Genomic DNA, 20,383 nt, shown 5'->3' on the forward strand with positions numbered 1-20,383 from the left:
TGCAGCTATGGCATTTATCGACTACTTACGCAGATTTTTCACATTTTTTAGGTTTAAACACAGTGTTGTTTTAGTAACCTCTATCGCTCTTAGTGTTTTGTTTTGGCTCTATGCCCCACTTGTAGCATTTAACGATATATATAGCTTTGCTAGCATTAGCTCACGAGTTAGTGTGCTAGTTGCTTTTTGGGCAGTTATATTGTTTTTTGTCTTGCTTAGACCGCTGATGAACTATTTTGCATCACGCAAAGATGAGAAAAACGACAAACTAAAAGAGATCAAAAAAGAGTCATTGGATAGTTTTGGCAAAGCAAAGAGAAATTTCTTACTTTCGCTAAAAGATGCCAAAACGACTTGGAAAAAAGATATAAATTTTAAAAAATTGCCATTAATAATGATAATAGGCAACGAGGGCGCTGGAAAGAGTGCTTTTATAAACTATTCAAATATCGAATTTCCTCTATCTGATAGCCTGGATACTTATAAAAAGATACATCAAAGTACGACAAATTTTAACCTTTATGTATCAAAATTTGGCGCATTACTAGATACTGAGGGCATTCATTTTGCGCAAGAGAGCCTCTATCAGCCAACTGCAACAGAAGAGCTTCCTGAAGATGATGTGGAGAAAAATAGGGACTATCTACTTAAAAAAGGCGTTTGGAATGAGTTTTTACACTTTTTAAAGAGAAATGACTTTAACTCAAGACTAAGTGGAGCCGTGCTTATCATCGATACTAAAAAATTCCTAGAGGGTACTCAAGAGTATTTTGACGAGCTTATCAGATATATGGTAAAGAGGATAAACGACTGCGAGAAGCATCTGGGCATCAAATTTCCTATCTACGTGGTCTTTAGCAAGCTTGACCTTATAGATGGTATGGGTGATTATTTTAAATTATTTAATGAAGACGTGGCAAATAAAGCACTTGGTATAAATTTAGACTCAAATTTCACCGCTCAAACGCTTGAGACAGAGCTTAAGGGCTTAAGCGACTCACTATTTAAACACCTAATGAGCAAAAACTCGATCTCGCACATGCTAGAAGATAAAAAACGATCGTATTTGTTCTTAAAACAGCTTGAAAATTTCTTTGTACTGGTAAAAGACTTTGTCACAAAGCTAAGCTCTCAAAATGCTCTTAAAAATACCTCTGTTATAAACGGAGTTTATTTTGTAAGTGCATATCAAGAAAACATCCCTATAAACTACCTTACAAATACAATTTGTGATAAATATAGCATCAAAAAACCACTTCTTAGAGCGGTAAATAATTACAGCAAACAAAGCTATTTTGTAAAATCATTTTTAAAAGAGATCGCTTTTAAAGCAAATGTAACGAAATTTGGCGCACAAAATAGATTTATTAAATTTGTAAATTTCGCCCTAGTGGCTGCGCTTTGTGTGGGAGTTTATTTTGGCTCTAGTTATATTTTAAATATCAAAAATACAAAAGAGCAAACTGCGGCTAACAACGTAGATAAAATTTCTAACTATCTTGATAATAAAAAGTATAAAGATCTTACCGCCACACAAAAGATCGAACTTTTAAATCTGCTAAAACAAAGTCTAAACGACTATCCAAGGATCTTTAGTGGTGATACTAAATTTGAGTACATCACTCTTGATACCTCTTATAAAGGTTTTACGCCTGTTAAAGCGCTTTATTACGACCTTAGCGCCGATTTTTTCAAAAATACAGTTTTAACTGAGATGGAAAATATCCTAAAAACAGAGAGCGACCCAGATAAGCTTATAAAAGCCTTTTATATGTATGATTCACTTTTTGATAAAAACTATACAAACGTAGATCTATTTAAAATTTGGATAGCTGCAAACTGGGATAAATTTGAAAAATATGGCGTTGCCAAGGATGAATTTTTAGCACACATTGAAGCTATTTTAAATGCTAAAAATTTAAGCATTTCAGCAGACCAGAGCGCTCAAAGTGCAGCAAATACCAAGCTAACACCTGTTCAAAGAGCAAAAAGGCTCTACTCGATACTTGAGTTTATATCATTTAAAGATGAAAAATCATTCTACGACATCAAAAAAGAGGTTGAAAATTTAAACCAGGTAGTTCAAGAAAAAGAGGCATTTAATCCATTTAATAAAATTTATACAAAAGAAAATTTAAGAGATTTCTTGGCAAAACTTAGCTCAAACATCGATGAGACCGCGGGCATCGAGTCATGGCTAATGGATACCAACTCATCTTTAAAAGATATTGGCTCAAATGAGAAAAAGGAGCTAAGCATTGCAGTTGTAGAGCTTTACTTGCAAAACTACGCTGATAAATGGAACCAAATTTTAAGAGCGATCGAGCCAAATGAATTTGCTACTAAAAAAGAGGTCATAGACGAGCTTGAAATTTTGTCAAAAAGAGAAAACCCACTAAATTCTCTTATAAAACTAACTAATCAAAATACAAATTTAAATGATGAAAATTTACTAAAATACATCTACTCTCTAGGTTTTGCTTCAAGCGAGATAAAACGCGTATTTACAGACTTTAGCACTAAATTTACAAACTATCATGCGCTAAATTCTGACGGATCGCTAGATCTTATCAGCAATGACGTCACAAATGTATATAAAAAAGTTAGTGACTATAACTTTGAGATGCTTCAAAGCAGTGACGACAAGATAGTTTATGCGATAAATGGCATAAAAAATGAAAACGATCCATTTATCGTGCTAAACAATGACGCTAAAAAGCTTCCAGATGAGCTAAATGAGTACTATCAAAAGCTATCAAAGCTTGCTTGGAAACAGGTAGAAAACGGAGCTTCATCACTTTTAGCAACGGCTTATAAAGATGATGTTCTTGATGACTTTGAAAGTCTTATAAAACCTTATTATCCGTTTAATGAAAACTCAGCAAAGGCCGTTAGTATCGAAGAATTTAAGAGATTTTTTGGCAAGGACGGAACTTGGAATAGCTTTTATGATAAATATCTAAAACAAATTTTGAGCAAAACTGGCAGTGGCTACAAGGTAAGACCAAAATATGCAAAAGAGCTAAGATTTAATAAAAGTTTCCTTGAAAATATCGCTTATATCGATAGAATTTCAAATTTGATGCTTGATTCAAATGATGAGCTAAAACTAAACTATAACTTAAAAGCGGTTGATCTATCGGCAAATTTCAGCCACATAAATATAGGCTACGCAAATAACTCTTTGGTGTATGATCACACGATCCCATCAAATTTGCTTGTCTCAAGTAAAAGCTTTGATATCTCAACACAGTTTAAATTTAATGCAGTTTCAAATGCAGGCAGTGATAAAAAAGAGATCAGCTTTGATGGTGAGTGGGGCTGGTACAAGCTCTTAAAGGCTTCAAATTTCAGCAGCATTGGCGTTAGCACGCTTAACTTTGATGGTAAAAAAGAGTCATATTTTGGCTTTGAAGTTACTCCAAATGGCGGAGAGCTTTTAGAGCTTATGAATATCATACCAACGATTGATTTACCAAGAAAGATGCTTTATTAAGGAAAAAATATGCAAGAAATAGCAGCGGTTATACAAAATTTTGATAAAGCTTCGAGCTTTTTGGCGCAGTATGTCATTTTTGATGAAAACGGTGGGGACATAGGCTCGCTAGATACGGTTAAATTTCCGTGCAGCGATACAAGTGGCTCTATAGCTTCAAAGCACGCTCATATAGGCTTTGAAGAGGGTGTTTTTACCATTTGCGGATACGAAGGATGCGAGATATTTTATAGCGATTCTTATTCGAAGTTGCCTGATGATTATGAAAGCGTGATAAACCCAGGAGATATTTTTAGGATAGGTGAGCTTAAATTTATATTTATAGATCCTTCTAGGATAGACGAATATGTCGGCAAAGCCCACAAGATCATAGAAAATACCAAAAATTTTGATGAGCTTGATAATAAAGAATTTGAGCCAGTTGGGAAAATCTCAAATGTTGATTTTAAAGAAGAGCCAAAGATAAATTCTCTCATAGATGAAGAAAAAGATATCACTTTAAATGAAAATGTTAATGATGTGCCTTTAAATTTAAATGAGAGCGCTCAAAATTTCGATGAAGAAGATATAAATACTCAAAGGATGCTAACAGCAAAGAGCATGGATGAGCTTTTGATGAATTTAGTTGAGAGTATAAAAGTGCAGCCAAACATGAGCCCTATAAGCGAGCAGAGCAGGACGTTAAATACAAAAGATATGGAAACTATTATAAAAACGCTGCCTCTAAGCGACAACACGACGCTTGTTAATGCTGTTTTGCTTAAGCTAATATGCAAGGAGCTATATAGTCAAATGTACGATATAGTCGAGAATAATTCATTTTTCAAATATCTCTCTGGTGCTGTGACAAAAAGTACCAAAGAAGATAAAGAGGCGTTTAATTATTTATTACATAAAGCACTTGAAAGCTATATGCTAAAAAAGTAATGTTTTTAATAAAATAGAAAGTTAATAAAAGTTAAAATAACCAAATTTTTTAATAGGAGTAAATATGTCACAACCAGTGTATATTAAGGTGAAAGGTTCTACTCAAGGACTTATCTCAAGTGGTGCTTCAACAGAAGCTAGTATCGGTAATCGCTATCAGTCAGGTCACGAAGATGAGATCATGGCGCAAGAGGTTTCTCACATCGTAACTGTTCCAGTGGATCCACAAAGTGGCCAACCATCAGGACAAAGAGTGCATAAGCCATTTAGCTTTACAACATCTTTAAACAAAGCTGTTCCACTTCTTTACAACGCATTAACTCAAGGCGAGAGACTTCCAGAGGTTGAGATCCACTGGTACAGAACATCAACTAGCGGTGGCGCTGAGCACTTCTTCACTACAAAGCTAGAAGATGCAACTATAACAGATATCACTCTAGTAAGTCCAAATGCTCAAGACAAGCTAAATAGCGACAAAACTGAGCTTTTTAAAGTTTCAATGAACTATAGAAAGATAGTTTGGGAGCACGTAGCTGCAGGCACAAGCGGAAGCGATGACTGGAGAGAAGCTACTAAAAAAGCTTAAAAAATAACCTAGGGATCCTCCCTAGGGATATCAATATTCTCGTTGGAAGGACACAAATGAGCCCTTTTTATCATTATCTTTTAAAACACCATGATATGTGAAATGCGATATGAAACACTTGGTTATAATCATATTTCTCATAACATCTTTATATTCACACGAAGCAAATTGCACGGATATGTTTGGACTCATTTATAATAAAAATTTAAGCGATGTTGAAACAGCTAAGTATATAAAATACTACATAGATGATCTTGGATGCGATGCTAATATGACTATTAAAATACCAGATATTTCAATAAGACCAAATTTATTAGAGTATGCTTATGATACAAATAAAACAAAAACTTTTGATACTCTTTTGGCAAAAGGTACATTCGCTAATGCAAGCTTGGCTACATCTATAGGTATGAGCTTTGCATTTTTCTTTAGAGAAAATGGTGTCGGTATAGACAACAAAAAAGCAAGCCCTGAGCTACTAGAATTTATAAAAACTCAAAAATATAAAGAATTCAAAGAAGAGAAATTTAAGCTAATCAAAAAACTATTAGATCATGGGCAAGACCCAAAAGATTATAAAGTTTTAAAGATTATTCTGAAAATTATAAATGATGAGAAAGATTTAGAGAATTTATTAAAAGATGGAGCTAAAAAGGAATTAGCACAATGAAGCAATTAGCAATAATCATATTTTTCATAACATCTTTATATTCACATGAAGCAAATTGCACGGATATGTTTGCTATGATTTTTGATAAAAATACGACTGATGAAAATACTGCTAAATGTATAGAATATTACATAGATGAGCTTGGGTGTGATGCTAATATAGTCCCAAGTTTCGCTAATGATGGCTCCAATTTACTAGATGCTGCTTATGAAAATAATAAGACTAAAACGTTTGACTTACTTTTGAATAAAGATATTACGCCAGATAAATGGCTAACTGCAATTATAGCAACAGAATTCCTAGTCTTTTTTAGAGAAAATAGCGATGGCATAAAAGACAAAAAAGCAAGCCCTGAGCTATTAGAATTTATAAAAACACCGAAATATAAAGAATTTAAAGAAGAGAAATTTAAATTAATTAAAAAACTATTAGATCATGGGCAAGATCCTTATTATTATGGTTATTTGAGAGTTATATTAAAGATAGTAGGAGATGAAAAAGATTTAGATAGACTGCTAGGGCAATATAAAAAGGATAATAAATGAGTGTATTGATTTCATTTATTATTAATATAGCAATCATCAATTTACATTATCTTGGATGCGTAAATTCATTAAATATTGTAGCAAACAAAGATATAAGCGATGAAAAAACAGCAATGTATATGAAAACATATATAGAAGATTTTAAATGTAGCCCAGATATCGGTGTAAAATCAACAAAACTGACATCCGCTTGGATTGATTTATTGTATCTTTCTTATGTAGTTGATAAGCCAAAAACTTTTGATTATATTTTGTCTAAAAAACCTACTATAACAAGAGAATTAATCGGTGGAATAATTTCAGATTATATAATTTATTTGGCAAAAAATGGCGTTTCAATATCCAAGAAAACACCGAATACTTTAAAGTCTTTAGAATTTCTAGAAACAGAGCAATATAAAAGATATAAAGAAGAAAAAATGACTTTAATCAAAAAAATATTAGATAACGGAGCTAAATCGGATCTATTTAAATATTTGCTTGAGACATTAGAATATATAAATGATGAAAAAGATTTAGAGAATTTATTAAATAATGGGAATAAAAAGGAATTAGCACAATGAGGCAATTAGCAATAATCATATTTCTCATAACATCTTTGTATTCACACGAAGCAAATTGCACGGATATGTTTGGGATTATTTTTGATAAAAAAATAACTGATGAAAATACCGCTAAATACATAGAATATTATATAGACAAACTGGGTTGTGATGCTAATGCTAGCGTAAAATTAAATAATTTAATGGCTAGATCGAATTTATTAGAATTTGCTTACGATGCAAACAAAACTAGAACTATTGACATGCTTTTAGACAAGGGTGCTACTCCAAATGGCTGGCTATCTACGTCAATAGGGCTTGACTTTTCGTTTTTTTTTAATAGTAATGGAGTTCCAATAGAGAATAAAAGAGCCAGTAAAGAATTGCTTAAATTTATAAAAACACCAAAATATAAGGAATTTAAAGAAGAGAAATTTAAACTGATCAAAAAACTATTAGATCATGGGCAAGACCCAAAAGATTATGTCGTTTTAAAATCTATTTTAAAAATTGTAAATGACGAAAAAGAATTTGATGAGTTAGTAGAAGGCAGGAATAGGTAATGGATTTATTTAATATAAGCAAGAAGAAACTTGAAGTAAAAAATGATAACACTGATTTGAAAGACTTTAAAGAAAAAACTACCTCACAAAATGCAAAAGACAATGTAGATGCTTTTATAAGAGTTTATCCTAAACCTCCACTAATGGACAAAATTTTTGATGCTGCTGGAGAAGGAGTAAAAAGAGGCATAGACGATCAAACAGAAATTAAATTCAGAAAATATAAAGAGGCAAAAAGGCTTGGCATACTGGAAGAGTCAAAGCCTACGATTAAATTAAATGATGCTGATATTAAAGAATTTGAAGAAAGATTACAAGAAGAAGAAAACGAAAAAAGATTGAAAGAGCAACAAATGGACAAAAACATAACATCACCAACATCATCACTAACCAATCCAGTCATGCTAGCATCTGGCAACTCGGTGGCAACAGACGGCTTTGTAGATTATGGCGTATCTAGCGATGCCTTCTCAACTCTTCAGATAGCAAATGAAGCAAATGACAAATTTATAGTCACAAGAGCTGATATAAATGAGAGTTTAGAAGATATATTTAGCATAGAGTGCTTTGCCTATATAAATTTAGTCAAAAATCCGCTTTATGAAAATTTAGAGAGCATATATAATGATAACGCTCAAACTGGCATATATAGGTACCTTGATAAAGGCATGAAGCTAAGCATAAAAAGACCATCTTCTACAAACAAGAGTATCATCCCAAGCAATAATGGCAGCGACTATATCTACTTTAGCGGCATAGTAAGCGATGTCGAGTATCTAGGCGTTGATGACGATAGCAGCACAAATATAGACAAAAAATATTTCTTCAAATTTAAACTCACCTCTTCGCTATATAGACTAAGTATAAATAGAGCAAATAGAATTTACACAGATCAAAGCGTGCTTGAAGTAGTAAAAGAAATTTTGTCTTTTAACAAGCAAAGGCTAACTAAAGAGCTAGACTTCTCAAATATCAAAAATAGTTACAATAAAAAAGAATTTATAGCGCAGTACAACGAAAGTGACCTAGCTTTTATAACAAGACTTTGCCATGATAGTGGCATATATTTTTACGAAGATAATGAGAAAATTTACTTTCACGATACCTTTATCCTAGCTTATAGCAACCAAGCTGAAGGCCTAGCGCAAAGCGAACCGAGCAAAGGTAAAGAGGCTAGAAAAGTAAGCTTTAATGTAAATTTAAATAACAACCTTGCAAGCGAACACATAAATAAAATCACAAAGAGCGAAACTCTAAAAGCAAACAGCTTCACCCACTCATTTCAAAACACGGCCTATCCAAACGTGCTAGAGAGCAAAAATGAGAAGATATTTGACGAGCAGGTAAATATCTATGATAAGCATATAAATTTAGATGAGTATTCATTTAGTGATACGAGGTTGCTTGAGGTTAGCACCTATCTTAAAAAGCTAAGAAGCGATATGCTTTTAAAAGAATTTGTCGCTAGCTCAAACGTCTTTGCTCTAAATTTAAACGACAATATCTCAGTCGCCATAGATCAAAGTAGCGGCGAGTATGAGTTTAAAATAATAGCTATAAAACACACTTATATAGACGAAAGCGTTTTAGAAAATACTCTAAATTTAGGTGACAATGTCCCTTTAAAAGATAAGAAATTTATAAGCTCATATACAAATGAACTAAGCATCATCCCAAGCAGTGTGAAATTTGTACCAAGTTACAAGCAAAAGCCAAAAGCGCCTGACATCACTCTAGGCCTTGTTGTAGGACAAGATGGGCTAAATAGCCAAACAAACACCATCCATACGGATAGCTACGGCAGGGTAAAAGTAAGACTAAATGCCTTTAGCACACAAGAGCAGATAGATAAAGACGACACCATAAACGCAAGCTATCATAAAAGTGCCTATCTAAGAGTGATCACACCTATCGCAAGCAACAGCTCTGGCTTCTTTGCGATACCTAGGGTCGGCGATGAGGTGATCATCTCATTTTTGCAAAACGACATAGATAACCCAGTGGTAAGCGGTAGCCTCTATAATGCCTCAAATATGCCACTAGTAAATGTAGATAACAACTACCACCAAACATCGCTTAGCTCAAAAACGATAGGTGCAAACGAGACCGGCATAAACGAGATCACTTTGTCAAACTTAAAAAACAAAGAGCAAATTTATGTAAAAGCCGAGAAAGACTACGACGAGCTAGTAAATAACGATTTTTCTCAAACGATACTAAACGACAAAAGCTCTCAAGTGCATGGTAGCTACACTGAAAGGGTCAAAAAAGCGCATATCCAAACGATAGATCTTGCTAAAAACGTAAATGTCGGAGGCGAATATCTAACGACGGTCGGACTTTCAAAAGATACGGTAGTAGGCGTCTCAAACACACTAAATGTAGCTGTTGATGATACAACTAGAGTTGGTCAAGATAGACATGAGTTTGTCGGTAATGACAAATTTGTCGAGATAAAATCAAACCTCAACACAACCATACACAACGACGAAACCAAAGAGATAAAAGGTACTAAAGAGCAAAACATAGATGGTAGCTACAAGCTAAATTCGCAAAAAGGCATAAATGAGTTTAGTAACGAGCACATCGTACTTCAGGCAAACAACTACATCGACATAAATGCTAAGTCAAATTTCACAACAAAAACAGCCGCGCAGCACACAGAGATGGCAGACTCAAAGTTTAGCGAGATCGAGACGACATACGAAGTCAATGCTAAAAATGAGATCATACACCAAGTAGAGAGCACAAAAGTAACGATAAATGGCTCAAGCGTGGTTATAGAAGTTGGTGGTGTAAAAGCGATATTTGACAGCATGGGTCTAAGGGTCATCGGCGGAGATATCAAGGCGTTGTAAAAATAACCGGAGGATAATATGAAGAATGTCTTTTTTATACTATTTTTAATCGTAAATTTATACTCGGATAATGAAAATTCTAAATCAAAAGAGTGGGCAGGAAATTACTCGTTTGAAGATCAGATTATGCTAGATGAAAAAAATTATCGTGGGCATATTCAGGATTTGAATATATCGATGTGCAAAAACAATATTTGTAATGTTAGGTTTGAAAGTTACCGTACATATGGCGTTAAAGGAGATGAAGATAGCGAAGGTGCAAATATTTGCCTGATAGAAGTTGATGATAAAGCGATGAATTTACAAATTCTTTCTTCTAAAGAAGCGGTTTTAAGATTAGCAACAAATGATAAAAGTAAAAAATGCAGTGCAAATATCATAAAAACAGGTAAAGGCTTTAAATTTACTAAGCCAGAAATAAATGCAAATGAGTGCGCAAATATACTTATAGATTATGGTTGCGGAGAAGGAACTGATCCATATTGGGACGGAGAATTTATAAGGAAAGATAAATGACCTTTAAAGAGCTAAGCAAAGATGAATATGGCAAATTATTGGGCATATTCATGTGCAACACAGAAGTGCATCCAAACTCTGAATTAGTCAAGTCAGGACGCTTCCTTAAGCCTCACGCTGATAATTATAAAAATGTTAATCAAGGAAATATCGCTATTGGCTATGGATTTGATTTAAAAGTAAATGATACAGCTCAAATTACAAAATTGTATAGAGGTGTCTTTGGAGATAAATGGCAATTAACGCAAGAAGAGACTTTGGTTTTAAAAGACTATAAAAACGGAAAAATAACAACCTCAGCAGCATTAAGTAAATTTAGCTCTATTCAAAATTTAAGCTTAGATTTAAAGACAAGAGATAATGCATATAAACTATACTCTTTAACTCTTAGTGCTTATGAAGATAAAGTTAATAATAACATTCCAAAATCCTACGAAAGACTGGCATTAGTCTCAAGAGCATACAACCACTATGGCTCCGCTCTTATGAAAGCCGTATCGCAAAGAGATAGATTTTTAATATGGTTTCATCTACGTTATACCATAAACACTCAAAGAGGCAAGGAGCTAAACGGTCTAACCAAAAGAAGGTTGTGGGAATCAGATATTTTTGATCTCATATATAAGGATGATTTTGAAGCGGTAATAAATATTTTTAGTAGCTTAAATATATTTAAATTTAATGAACAAAGAATGATTAAATATATACAAGCATATGAAAAAAGAAATTTTACAGAAGAAAATATTAGCTCTTTTAAAAAAGATGCTACAAGCAGGAATCTTACCGGCCATTTTTCGTTTAAATATAGCAAGATAAAAGATGTGGTTGCACCTTTTTTGAATAAATTCCACTCTCTTATAAAAGAAGTAACAAGTACTGTTTTTGATTTTAAAAATATATATGTTGTAAATTTAAATTCCGATGGCACCAATAACATCTCAAAGATAAACAAGGCATTAGAAGAGCGAGAGAGAAATTCTGAATTTAAAGAAGAGTCTAAAGAGGAAATTTTACTAATACTTCCTTATAAGTCAGCTCAACCAATAGCACCATATCAGCCTAAACATACAAAACTTACCATCATCTTAGCGGATAAGACACATCTTGATTGTGTAAATTTAAATCCATCAGGAAAAAAAGAAGAGAGCAAGATCATACTAACTAACTATAAGTATAATCCTTACAATACAAATAAAAACGACAATATAAAATTTATAGTTCCATCTACAAGTACAGAGGTAACTCTTTACAAAGATAATACTGGCAAGTTTGTCTCTCAAGATGGAAAGTATTTTTTTGATAATACAAATAAGTTAACCTTAAATTTCTTTAACAACCTAAACTTTAATCTACTAAATTTTGCCAAAGAAAATGGCTCTTTAAGAAGTGATAAGGCTTCGTCAATGTTTGATATAAAGCTTAAATTAGCAAGCAACAACAGCAGTGTCCCTACTACCAATAATGGAAATTTTAATCTAGTCATAACAAATTTAATAATCACTGATGAAAATCAAAATAGCACTGATATAAAAGAGATATATTTGCACAACGGAGAAGATAAGAGAGTATATAAATCATACTATCTTAAGAAAAATGAAACTACTAGCGATGATGATTCAGAGAAAAACTCATATACGGCCAAATTTAATATCAATTTGATCTTAGATAAAAATCAAGGAGCATTTAAGAAGACTACAAAATTCATACTTGCCGCTCGTGATCTAAGCAAGGACTACTCTACTAGTGAAATCCACAGCATGAGCGATAACGGTGTCGTATCGCTTGAAGCCAATCAGAAACAAAGCGGACAAGCTACATACGAGCTAAAAACATCACTTATTGATATAGCAAATAATATATTCAATGTGACAGTAGATGTCCCAAACAAAAAAGATAGAACAACAATAACCACAAAAGATACAATAAACCTAAAGGCAAAATATAAGCCAAATAAGGGAGACGATAACTATAAAGAAATAAACTGGTCTTATAAGATAATCAAAAAAGATGAGTACAATGGTGAAGTAAGAGCAAATATAGTAATAAACGACATAAAACTAGAAGGCGAGAAATTTAAAGGCAAAGAGATAAACTTCACCCCGCAAACGGACATAAAAGATCAAGAGCTACTCGAAAAACTAAAAGAAGATGATAGTACTATTGTGTTTTTTGCATGTTTGAAAGCTCCAAAATATACGACAAGATATGGTAAAACACACGGAAAAATTGATTTTAAAGTGCCTATAAAGCTTAAATATGAAAACAGCAAGCTTTATATATATGAATTTGGCCATACTGACAAGAATTTAGACTTTGACGCAAGCTTATCAGATAAATTTAGTTGCGAGATCAATGAGACAAAAAAATCAACTAACTCTGGTGGAAAATATTACATAAGCTCAAGCATAAATAGTCAAAATATAGGCATCTTTAAGGATTATAAGCTAAAAGATCCTGCTTATCAAGTAATAAGTATTAATGGTAAGTCCAGTAGAGTGTCTTTTGAAATTTATGTAGCTGATAGTAAGACCAAAAGTATAATATCGGGTAATAAAGGCGGAATAAATCTAATAAACAATGAAAATAAAAGTAAATTTATTTCTAAATTTAACGAAATAAAACAAAAAGTTAAACTAGAAGATGGAGAATCTGTTGGTATTGAAATAGTTGAAGATGATGTTTGTTTTTGTTTAAGCCAAGGCTTAGTTAAAAAGGGCTGTGGTGGAAATGGTTGTAATATAAACGATAATGACTATGCAACAACTGCCAAAGATCTCGGTGTAGAAAAAGAAGTATTAATGGCAATAGCAAGCCAAGAGTCTAAACATACTTCGTTTAAAGCAGTAAAACAAGCCACTATTTTATTTGAAAGACATAAGATGTATAGGCTTCTTATTAAAAAAGGTAATACTAAAGCCAGCGTAGATGCACTATCTAAAAAATATCCAAGTATCGTAAATGAAGATAGTGGTGGTCATAATGATATGACATCATACGAAAAACTTAAAATTGCGAAAAGTATAGATTATGACTGTGCTATACAATCGTGTTCATGGGGAAAATTTCAAGTCATGGGATTTAACTATGCTAATTTATATTCATCACCTAGGGAGTTAGAAAAAGCTATGAATATGTGTGAATTGCAGCAATTCAAGTATTTTGTTTCATATCTTAAAAATACGAGCGGTATGGTTGATGCATTGAAGAATAAGAACTGGGAAAGAATAGCAACACTATACAATGGTCCTAACTGGAAAAATCAAAATCCAGAATATGCAAATAATATTAAAAGATATTATAATCAGTTTAAGGCATCTAAATGAAAATATTTTATATAGTAGTTTTACTAAGTGCATTTTTATTTGCTTCTGAAATTTCAGAAGCTTTTGGGGATCTAGACGGTGATGGCAAGGACGAAAGAGTGGTGGTTTGGCAAGATAGTGACTTGCATAGAGTTTTGCAAATTTTTAAAAAAGATAGTGAAAATAAATGGATAAAATGGCAAGAATTTAGTAATGTAATAATGAAGTCTGATGAAGGTGGTGCCATGGGAGATCCTTTTGAAGGTTTGGAGATAAAAAATAGAGTGATCACAATAAATCACAGTGGCGGTGGCGGTAGATTTGAGTGGGGCTATACCTACAAATACAGACTTGACTTAAAAGATAAAATTTGGAAATTAATAGGCGTTACTGTAAATATGCTAGATAAAAATGTAAAAGATCAAAACTTGGACTATAACCTCCTAACAAAGAAAGCTATATACAAGGTAGAGTGCTTAACAGAAGAGGCAAACAAATGCAAAAATATAAAAAATTTTATGTTTGATGCAAAAAACAATAACCAAATAGATATGAATAAAATAAAACTTGGAGAAAACCAACTTATCGTGCCAAAATATAATGAGAAAATATATTATTGACGTAATAGGATATTAAATTTTAATATAAGTTACTACTATGTAAAACACTCTAAATTTAATCCAAATTCACAAGATCCACAAACAAATTTACATAAAACTTTACCTTTACAATATTTTGTAATGTCACACGTTTCTGCTAAAATCGCCCCTTTTAATTTACCTAAAAGGGAGAAAATGAGAGATATTTAGCCGAGTTTTTTGGCACATTTTGGTTAGTTTTTGGAGGTTGCGGTAGTGCGATATTTGCAGCAGCTTTTCCAGAGCTTGGTATCGGATTTGTAGGTGTTGCGTTTGCTTTTGGTCTTACAGTTCTTACGATGGCTTACGCAGTTGGTCACATCAGTGGCGGACACTTCAATCCTGCTGTCTCAATTGGCTTGCTAGTTGGCGGAAGATTTGATAAAAAAGACTTCGTGCCTTACGTCATCGCACAAGTTATCGGAGCGATCGCAGCTGCTGCTGTGCTATATCTTATCGCTTCTGGCAAGGCTGGATTTGACGCTGCTGCAAGCGGTTTTGCTAGCAACGGATACGGCGAGCACTCACCAAATGGCTACAGTCTAGTCTCAGCACTTGTAGCAGAGATAGTTCTAACTGCGTTTTTCCTTATCATCATCCTAGGTGCGACTGATGAGCGTGCGCCAAAGGGCTTTGCACCGATCGCTATTGGCCTTGGCTTGACACTTATCCACCTTATCTCGATACCTATCACAAACACATCGGTTAATCCAGCTCGCTCAACTGGCGTTGCGATATTTCAAGGCACTTGGGCACTAGAGCAGCTTTGGCTTTTCTGGGTTGCGCCTATCGTTGGAGCGATCATAGGAGCTATCATTTATAGGATTTTAGGCTGCACATGCGGCTGCAAAAGCGCAAAATAATCAAATTTTATACTTCAAGGGGCGATCTTCGCCCTTTCTACTCTTTCAAATTTAAAATAAGTAAAAAGAAATTTATAAGATATTTTTGAGGGGTCATCTAAGAAATTTAATTCTTAGATGAAAGAGGATTTAAGCCTTTTTTGTCATCGCCCTAATAGGTATAACAAATATCGCTGCAACAAGGTAAAAAACGATACCAAAGACAGCTGCCATCATAAATATCTCGCCGATATCATAAAAGCTTGACTCAAGCCTAATAGTATCCACGTAATTTATCGCAAACCATAATGCTACGCCAAGAGCGATAGCAAAAACAAAAAATCCCCAAGAAAATAAGAAATTTAAAATCTTAGTCATCAACTTTTCTCCTTTTTGAGTTTATTTATCTACCTTAAATCCGCCGCCAAGTGCCCTATAAACTTCAACCGCGCTATCTACTTCATCAAGCTTTGCAGAGACATCTTGAAGCTTTGCTTGAAGCAAATTTCTCTCCGCGTCAAGAAGCTCTAAGTGACCGATATAGCCAGCATTATACTGATCTTTAGCAAGCGAATAAATTTTTTGCTGCGATTGTAGCAAATTTTTTACCTGATCCAAAGAGAGCTTTGCATTTTGCCTTGATATAAGGGCATCTCTAACCTCTCCAAGGGCCGATCTAACAGTCGCTTCGTAAGTGATAGCTGCGATTTGCTCGTTTGTCTCAGCAACACGGACGTTGTTTTTTGTCCTGCCATAGTCAAATATTTTTTGCGCTAAAGAGCCACCTATATTCCAAGTATTGGCATTTCCTACAAATATATTTTCAAAATCAATACTTGTAAAGCCCAAAAGTCCGGTAAGTGAGATCGTAGGAAAATAATCAGCTTTTGCCACGCCAACAAGCGCATTTGTAGCTTTTAGATCTGCTAGCGCCTTTGCCACGTCGCTTCTTCTAAGCAAGACATCTGAGCTGATGCCAGCCTTTATCTCAGGTGAGCTTGGTAAATTTTGCGCACTAGCAACGGCTCCTTTTAAAATTTCATCATTGCTCTTGCCAGTTAGGATGGCTAGCGAAGTAAGCGCTTGCGACTTTGAGTTTAACACTGAAGTTAGGCTTGTTTTTGCCCTTTCAACCTCAGCCTTGCTTTGCAGATAGGTCATCTCATTTATGCCACCAAGATCAAGCTGCGTCTTGCGAAGCGCTAACGTATCTTCGTAGGTCTTTAGTGTCTCTTTTAGCACTGCTTCTTGCATGTTTAGCGATACTAGAGCAAAGTAGCTTTTTGCCACACTTGAGCTAAGGCTTAGTCTAGCGCTATCATAGTCAAATTTGCTCGCATTTAAATTTTCATTAGCTGCAAGCACGCTATTTCGCACTCTACCCCAAAGATCTATCTCGTAGTTTAGTCCTAAATTTATGCTCGAGCTTCTATAACGTGTTTGAGGCTGCTTGGTGTAGGTTTCACCACTGCTTTTTGCTTTGGTATAACTTGCATTTAAATTTACCCCCGGTAGCAAGTCAGCCTCAGCAACACCAAGACTCGCCTTTGCTTTTTCTAAATTTAAATATGCGATGCGTAAATTTGTATTTTTCTCAAGCGCACTTTCAACAAGAACATTTAAATTTTCATCGTGAAATTCTTTCCACCAAAGATCTCTTATATCGCTTGTCTCGAAAGTGTATGTTGAGGTGAAATTTGTATCCACGTTTGGCATATCTGGGCGAAACGAGCAACCAGCCAAAAACGCCGCTGTTATAAGTATAAACGCCTTATTTCTCATCTTTTTTTGCTCCCTTTTTCCAGTATTTTTCATTTAAATTTTCAAGCAAATAGTAAAACATAGGCACGAAAAATATCGCTATTGTTGTTGATGCGATCATGCCGCCAACCACGCCAGTTCCTAGTGAGTGGCGAGATGCAGCTCCAGCGCCTGTGCTTATAACCATTGGGAAAACGCCAAGCGTAAATGCGATCGAGGTCATTACGATAGGTCTAAAGCGAAGTTTGGCCGCATTTACAGCTGAGTCAAATATGCTCTTTCCGCTCTCACGCTCTTGCATAGCAAATTCTACGATCAAGATGGCGTTTTTGGCCGCTAGACCGATGAGTAGCAAGAGTCCGATCTCAAAGTAGATATCGTTTGTTAGCCCTCTTATCCAAACAGCTAGCAACGAGCCAAATACCGCAAACGGCACGGCTGTGATGACTGCAAGTGGGATGAGCCATCTTTCGTACTGAGCCGCAAGGATCAAAAAGACAAAGACCATACCAAAGATAAAGGCAACCGTGCCTGTTCCTTGAGAATTTACCTCTTGATATGCCGTTCCAGCCCAGCTTATAGCGTACTCATCGCTACTTAGCGTGTCATTTACGACCTCTTGGATCGCTCTGATCGCATCACCTGATGTATAGCCAGGTTTTGGATCGCCCATGATCTTAGCCGCTGGAAAGAGGTTAAATCTATCAACGATATCAGGTCCGATCGATCTTGTGAGCGTCGCTACTGAATTTAATGGCACCATGCCACCATCTTTTGAGCGGACAAAAATTTTCCTTAGATCCTCAGGGTTGTTTCTAAAGTTATCGCTCGTCCTTGCATATACGCGGTACGACTTGCCTGCAAGATTGAAGTCGTTTATGTAGTATGAGCCAAAAGTAGCGGCTATGGTGCTAAAAATTTCATTCTCGCTTACGCCAAATAGCCTTGCTTTTTCTTTATCAACTGTTATCTTAAACTGGCGGTAGTTCGTCTCAAGAGTCGTTCTCACGCTTTGTAGCTCAGGCCTTGCATTTGCTGCTGCAGCTACCTTTCTAGCGTCAGCCTCTATCTCGTTGTAGCTCTTGCCGCTCTTGTTTTGTAGATACATCTCAAAGCCGCCAGTCATCGATAAGCCCATGATAGGAGGTAAATTTACAACAAAGGTTATTGACTCTTTTGAGCCCCCAAGCATACCACTAAACTGTCCAGCCAAGGCATCTGCACCGTCCGTTGCACCTTTTCTCTCGCTCCAGTCTTTTAGCTTGATAAAGCTAACGGCTGAGTTTTCTCTAAGAGAGCTAGCTAGCATATCATAGCCTGCAAAGCCCAGGGTAAATTCGACATTTGGATTGCTCAAAATGGCGTTACTAATAGATTTTACCTCTTCTTTAGTCTTTAGCATATTTGTTGAAGGTGGAAGAGAAGTGATAACCATCAAAGCACCCTTGTCTTCTGAAGGCACAAGCCCTTTTGGCACTTTCTGAAATAGCCCATACGTTGCAAATCCCATGATACCAATGACTATAAAGCTAATAATGACGTGTTTTAAAATTTTTGCCACGCCTGCTGTAAAGAGCCTAGTGCTAAAGTCAAAAAAGTCGTTAAATTTCTTAACTATCCAAAATGGCTTGTTCTCTTGTTTTTTAAGCATAACCGCACAAAGTGCTGGCGTAAGAGTAAGAGCGACAAAGCCTGAGATACAAACGGCGACAACAAGTGTTAGCGCAAATTGCTTTTGTATAACGCCAACAAAGCCCTCCATAAATGAAACTGGCACGAAAACCGCGCAAAGCACGAGCACGATAGAGATGACTGGGGTTTGTACCTCCTCCATCGCCTTAAATGTCGCGTCTTTTACGCTTATCTCTTTATCTTCATGCAAAATTCTCTCGACGTTTTCTATAACGATGATCGCGTCATCCACGACGATACCGATGGCTAGGATCAGGGCAAAAAGTGTGATCAAATTTATACTAAAGCCCATCACATAAAGACCGCCAAATGTGCCTATGATAGAGACTGGCACAGCAAGCATCGGTATGATGGTAGCTCTAAAGCTCTTTAAGAAGAAGTACATTACGATAAGAACGAGCAACAACGCTTCTATGAAAGTTTTTATGACCTCTTCTATTGAGACGGTGATAAATTCAGTTGGGTTATAAGCTATGGTGTGCTCTAGGCCAACTGGGTAGGTTTTCTTTAGCTCTTCAAGCTTTGCTTTTACTGCTTCAGATGTCGCAAGCGCGTTTGCGTCATTTTGCAAAAATAGCAAAAGTGGCACTGCTGGCTTGCCATTTAGCATAGCATCATATGCGTAGCTAGCAGCTCCAAGCTCGACTGTGGCGACCTCTTTTAGTTTTACAACGCTGCCGTCTTCACTTTTTATCAAAATTTCACCAAACTGCTTTGGATCTTTAAAACGTCCTTCAGAAACTACAGAATAAACATAAGGATTTTCACCCTTTGATGGCTGCTCGCCGATCTTGCCAGCTGCGTATTGTGAGTTTTGAATTCTTACTTGAGAGATGACGTCGCTTGGAGTTAGTTTAAACTGAGCAAGTCTGTCTGGCTTTAGCCAAATTCTCATCGAGTACTCTTTGTTGCCAATTAGCACTGTATCGCCGATACCATTTACCCTTTTGATCGCATCAGCGATGTTTAAATTTACATAGTTATATAGCTCAACTTGGTTCATATTTGGATTTGTAAAGCCAACTGCTTGAAGGATCGAGCCACTTCTTTCACGCACCGTTACACCCATATTTTGCACCTCTTGAGGCAATCTTGAAAGGGCAGCTTGCACGCGGTTATTTACATCGATAGTAGCTTGTTTTGATGATGAGCCGATCTTAAAATATACACTTATATTCATAGTGCCAGCTGAGCTTGAGGTGCTTTGCATATAAAGCATATTTTCAACACCATTTATCTGATCTTCAATGGCACTTGCGACCGAGTCAGCGATAGTCTGCGCATCAGCGCCGCTATATGTCGCAGTTACAGAGACAGTAGGCGGTGTAAGACTTGGATACTCCTCTATTGGAAGCCCCTTGATACCCATAAAACCTGCTATAACTATGATGATAGATAAAACAGTTGCAAATATCGGGCGGTTTATGAAAAATCTTGAAAACATC

Annotated in this window: 14 protein-coding genes and 1 pseudogene; 12 read left to right on the top strand and 3 right to left on the bottom strand. The window is 35.4% G+C overall.

The genetic code is table 11. The features are described from left to right. Nucleotides 1-7 precede the first annotated feature (7 nt). From tssM to aqpZ, 12 genes and pseudogenes are all read left to right on the top strand, one after another. Complete coding sequence (tssM, locus tag F3G76_RS04140) at nucleotides 8-3,496, top strand: type VI secretion system membrane subunit TssM (RefSeq protein WP_149706009.1); 3,489 nt, start codon at nucleotides 8-10, stop codon at nucleotides 3,494-3,496. A 9-nt stretch (nucleotides 3,497-3,505) separates the two neighbouring features. Then, nucleotides 3,506-4,423, top strand: a complete 918-nt coding sequence (locus F3G76_RS04145; RefSeq protein WP_103573920.1) for a hypothetical protein — start codon at nucleotides 3,506-3,508, stop codon at nucleotides 4,421-4,423. 64 nt (nucleotides 4,424-4,487) lie between these two features. Further along, a complete protein-coding gene (locus F3G76_RS04150; RefSeq protein WP_012001093.1) occupies nucleotides 4,488-5,009 on the top strand; it encodes an Hcp family type VI secretion system effector in 522 nt (173 codons plus the stop codon). A gap of 178 nt (nucleotides 5,010-5,187) precedes the next feature. Continuing rightward, a complete protein-coding gene (locus F3G76_RS04155) occupies nucleotides 5,188-5,679 on the top strand; it encodes a hypothetical protein (protein WP_223227420.1) in 492 nt (163 codons plus the stop codon). Further along, nucleotides 5,676-6,224 carry a hypothetical protein gene (locus F3G76_RS04160; RefSeq protein ID WP_223227421.1) on the top strand — a complete coding sequence of 183 codons (549 nt, stop codon included), beginning with the start codon at nucleotides 5,676-5,678 and terminating at the stop codon, nucleotides 6,222-6,224. Before F3G76_RS04155 ends, F3G76_RS04160 begins: the two co-directional genes overlap by 4 nt. Continuing rightward, nucleotides 6,221-6,787, top strand: coding sequence for a hypothetical protein (locus tag F3G76_RS04165; protein WP_103645823.1), 567 nt, complete (start codon nucleotides 6,221-6,223; stop codon nucleotides 6,785-6,787). The genes F3G76_RS04160 and F3G76_RS04165 overlap by 4 nt, the downstream gene beginning before the upstream one ends. Then, a complete protein-coding gene (locus F3G76_RS04170; protein ID WP_223227422.1) occupies nucleotides 6,784-7,329 on the top strand; it encodes a hypothetical protein in 546 nt (181 codons plus the stop codon). The genes F3G76_RS04165 and F3G76_RS04170 overlap by 4 nt, the downstream gene beginning before the upstream one ends. Next, entirely contained in the window at nucleotides 7,329-10,187 is a 2,859-nt protein-coding gene (locus F3G76_RS04175; protein ID WP_188116564.1) for a type VI secretion system Vgr family protein, read from the top strand. The genes F3G76_RS04170 and F3G76_RS04175 overlap by 1 nt, the downstream gene beginning before the upstream one ends. An 18-nt stretch (nucleotides 10,188-10,205) precedes the next feature. Further along, entirely contained in the window at nucleotides 10,206-10,703 is a 498-nt protein-coding gene (locus tag F3G76_RS04180; RefSeq protein WP_149706010.1) for a hypothetical protein, read from the top strand. After that, entirely contained in the window at nucleotides 10,700-14,026 is a 3,327-nt protein-coding gene (locus F3G76_RS04185; protein WP_149706011.1) for an N-acetylmuramidase domain-containing protein, read from the top strand. Before F3G76_RS04180 ends, F3G76_RS04185 begins: the two co-directional genes overlap by 4 nt. Next, a complete protein-coding gene (locus tag F3G76_RS04190) occupies nucleotides 14,023-14,625 on the top strand; it encodes a hypothetical protein (protein WP_103581505.1) in 603 nt (200 codons plus the stop codon). The genes F3G76_RS04185 and F3G76_RS04190 overlap by 4 nt, the downstream gene beginning before the upstream one ends. Before the next feature lie 188 nt (nucleotides 14,626-14,813). After that, nucleotides 14,814-15,506, top strand: a pseudogene (gene aqpZ, locus F3G76_RS04195) (aquaporin Z); the annotation flags it as partial. 129 nt (nucleotides 15,507-15,635) lie between these two features. Here the strand turns inward: aqpZ and F3G76_RS04200 are convergent. Genes F3G76_RS04200 through F3G76_RS04210 form a run of 3 tightly spaced genes read right to left on the bottom strand, consistent with a single transcriptional unit; the run spans nucleotide 15,636 to nucleotide 20,382 of the window. After that, nucleotides 15,636-15,863, bottom strand: coding sequence for a hypothetical protein (locus tag F3G76_RS04200; RefSeq protein ID WP_009295001.1), 228 nt, complete (start codon nucleotides 15,861-15,863; stop codon nucleotides 15,636-15,638). A gap of 21 nt (nucleotides 15,864-15,884) precedes the next feature. Continuing rightward, nucleotides 15,885-17,267, bottom strand: a complete 1,383-nt coding sequence (locus F3G76_RS04205; protein ID WP_149706012.1) for an efflux transporter outer membrane subunit — start codon at nucleotides 17,265-17,267, stop codon at nucleotides 15,885-15,887. Beyond that, nucleotides 17,257-20,382 carry an efflux RND transporter permease subunit gene (locus F3G76_RS04210; RefSeq protein ID WP_149706013.1) on the bottom strand — a complete coding sequence of 1,042 codons (3,126 nt, stop codon included), beginning with the start codon at nucleotides 20,380-20,382 and terminating at the stop codon, nucleotides 17,257-17,259. The genes F3G76_RS04205 and F3G76_RS04210 overlap by 11 nt, the downstream gene beginning before the upstream one ends. Nucleotide 20,383: the final 1 nt, after the last annotated feature.

Origin of the sequence: Campylobacter concisus (assembly GCF_902460575.1) — a bacterium.
GTDB lineage: Bacteria > Campylobacterota > Campylobacteria > Campylobacterales > Campylobacteraceae > Campylobacter_A > Campylobacter_A concisus_AW.

Excerpts from the sequence above, each read along its gene's own strand:
- F3G76_RS04210 (WP_149706013.1), bottom strand. The coding sequence starts at position 20,382 with ATGTTTTCAAGATTTTTCATAAACCGCCCGATATTTGCAACTGTTTTA.
- F3G76_RS04180 (WP_149706010.1), top strand. The coding sequence starts at position 10,206 with ATGAAGAATGTCTTTTTTATACTATTTTTAATCGTAAATTTATACTCG.
- F3G76_RS04190 (WP_103581505.1), top strand. The coding sequence starts at position 14,023 with ATGAAAATATTTTATATAGTAGTTTTACTAAGTGCATTTTTATTTGCT.
- F3G76_RS04165 (WP_103645823.1), top strand. The coding sequence starts at position 6,221 with ATGAGTGTATTGATTTCATTTATTATTAATATAGCAATCATCAATTTA.
- F3G76_RS04175 (WP_188116564.1), top strand. The coding sequence starts at position 7,329 with ATGGATTTATTTAATATAAGCAAGAAGAAACTTGAAGTAAAAAATGAT.
- F3G76_RS04200 (WP_009295001.1), bottom strand. The coding sequence starts at position 15,863 with ATGACTAAGATTTTAAATTTCTTATTTTCTTGGGGATTTTTTGTTTTT.
- F3G76_RS04145 (WP_103573920.1), top strand. The coding sequence starts at position 3,506 with ATGCAAGAAATAGCAGCGGTTATACAAAATTTTGATAAAGCTTCGAGC.
- F3G76_RS04160 (WP_223227421.1), top strand. The coding sequence starts at position 5,676 with ATGAAGCAATTAGCAATAATCATATTTTTCATAACATCTTTATATTCA.
- tssM (WP_149706009.1), top strand. The coding sequence starts at position 8 with ATGGCATTTATCGACTACTTACGCAGATTTTTCACATTTTTTAGGTTT.
- F3G76_RS04150 (WP_012001093.1), top strand. The coding sequence starts at position 4,488 with ATGTCACAACCAGTGTATATTAAGGTGAAAGGTTCTACTCAAGGACTT.
- F3G76_RS04185 (WP_149706011.1), top strand. The coding sequence starts at position 10,700 with ATGACCTTTAAAGAGCTAAGCAAAGATGAATATGGCAAATTATTGGGC.
- F3G76_RS04155 (WP_223227420.1), top strand. The coding sequence starts at position 5,188 with ATGTTTGGACTCATTTATAATAAAAATTTAAGCGATGTTGAAACAGCT.
- F3G76_RS04170 (WP_223227422.1), top strand. The coding sequence starts at position 6,784 with ATGAGGCAATTAGCAATAATCATATTTCTCATAACATCTTTGTATTCA.
- F3G76_RS04205 (WP_149706012.1), bottom strand. The coding sequence starts at position 17,267 with ATGAGAAATAAGGCGTTTATACTTATAACAGCGGCGTTTTTGGCTGGT.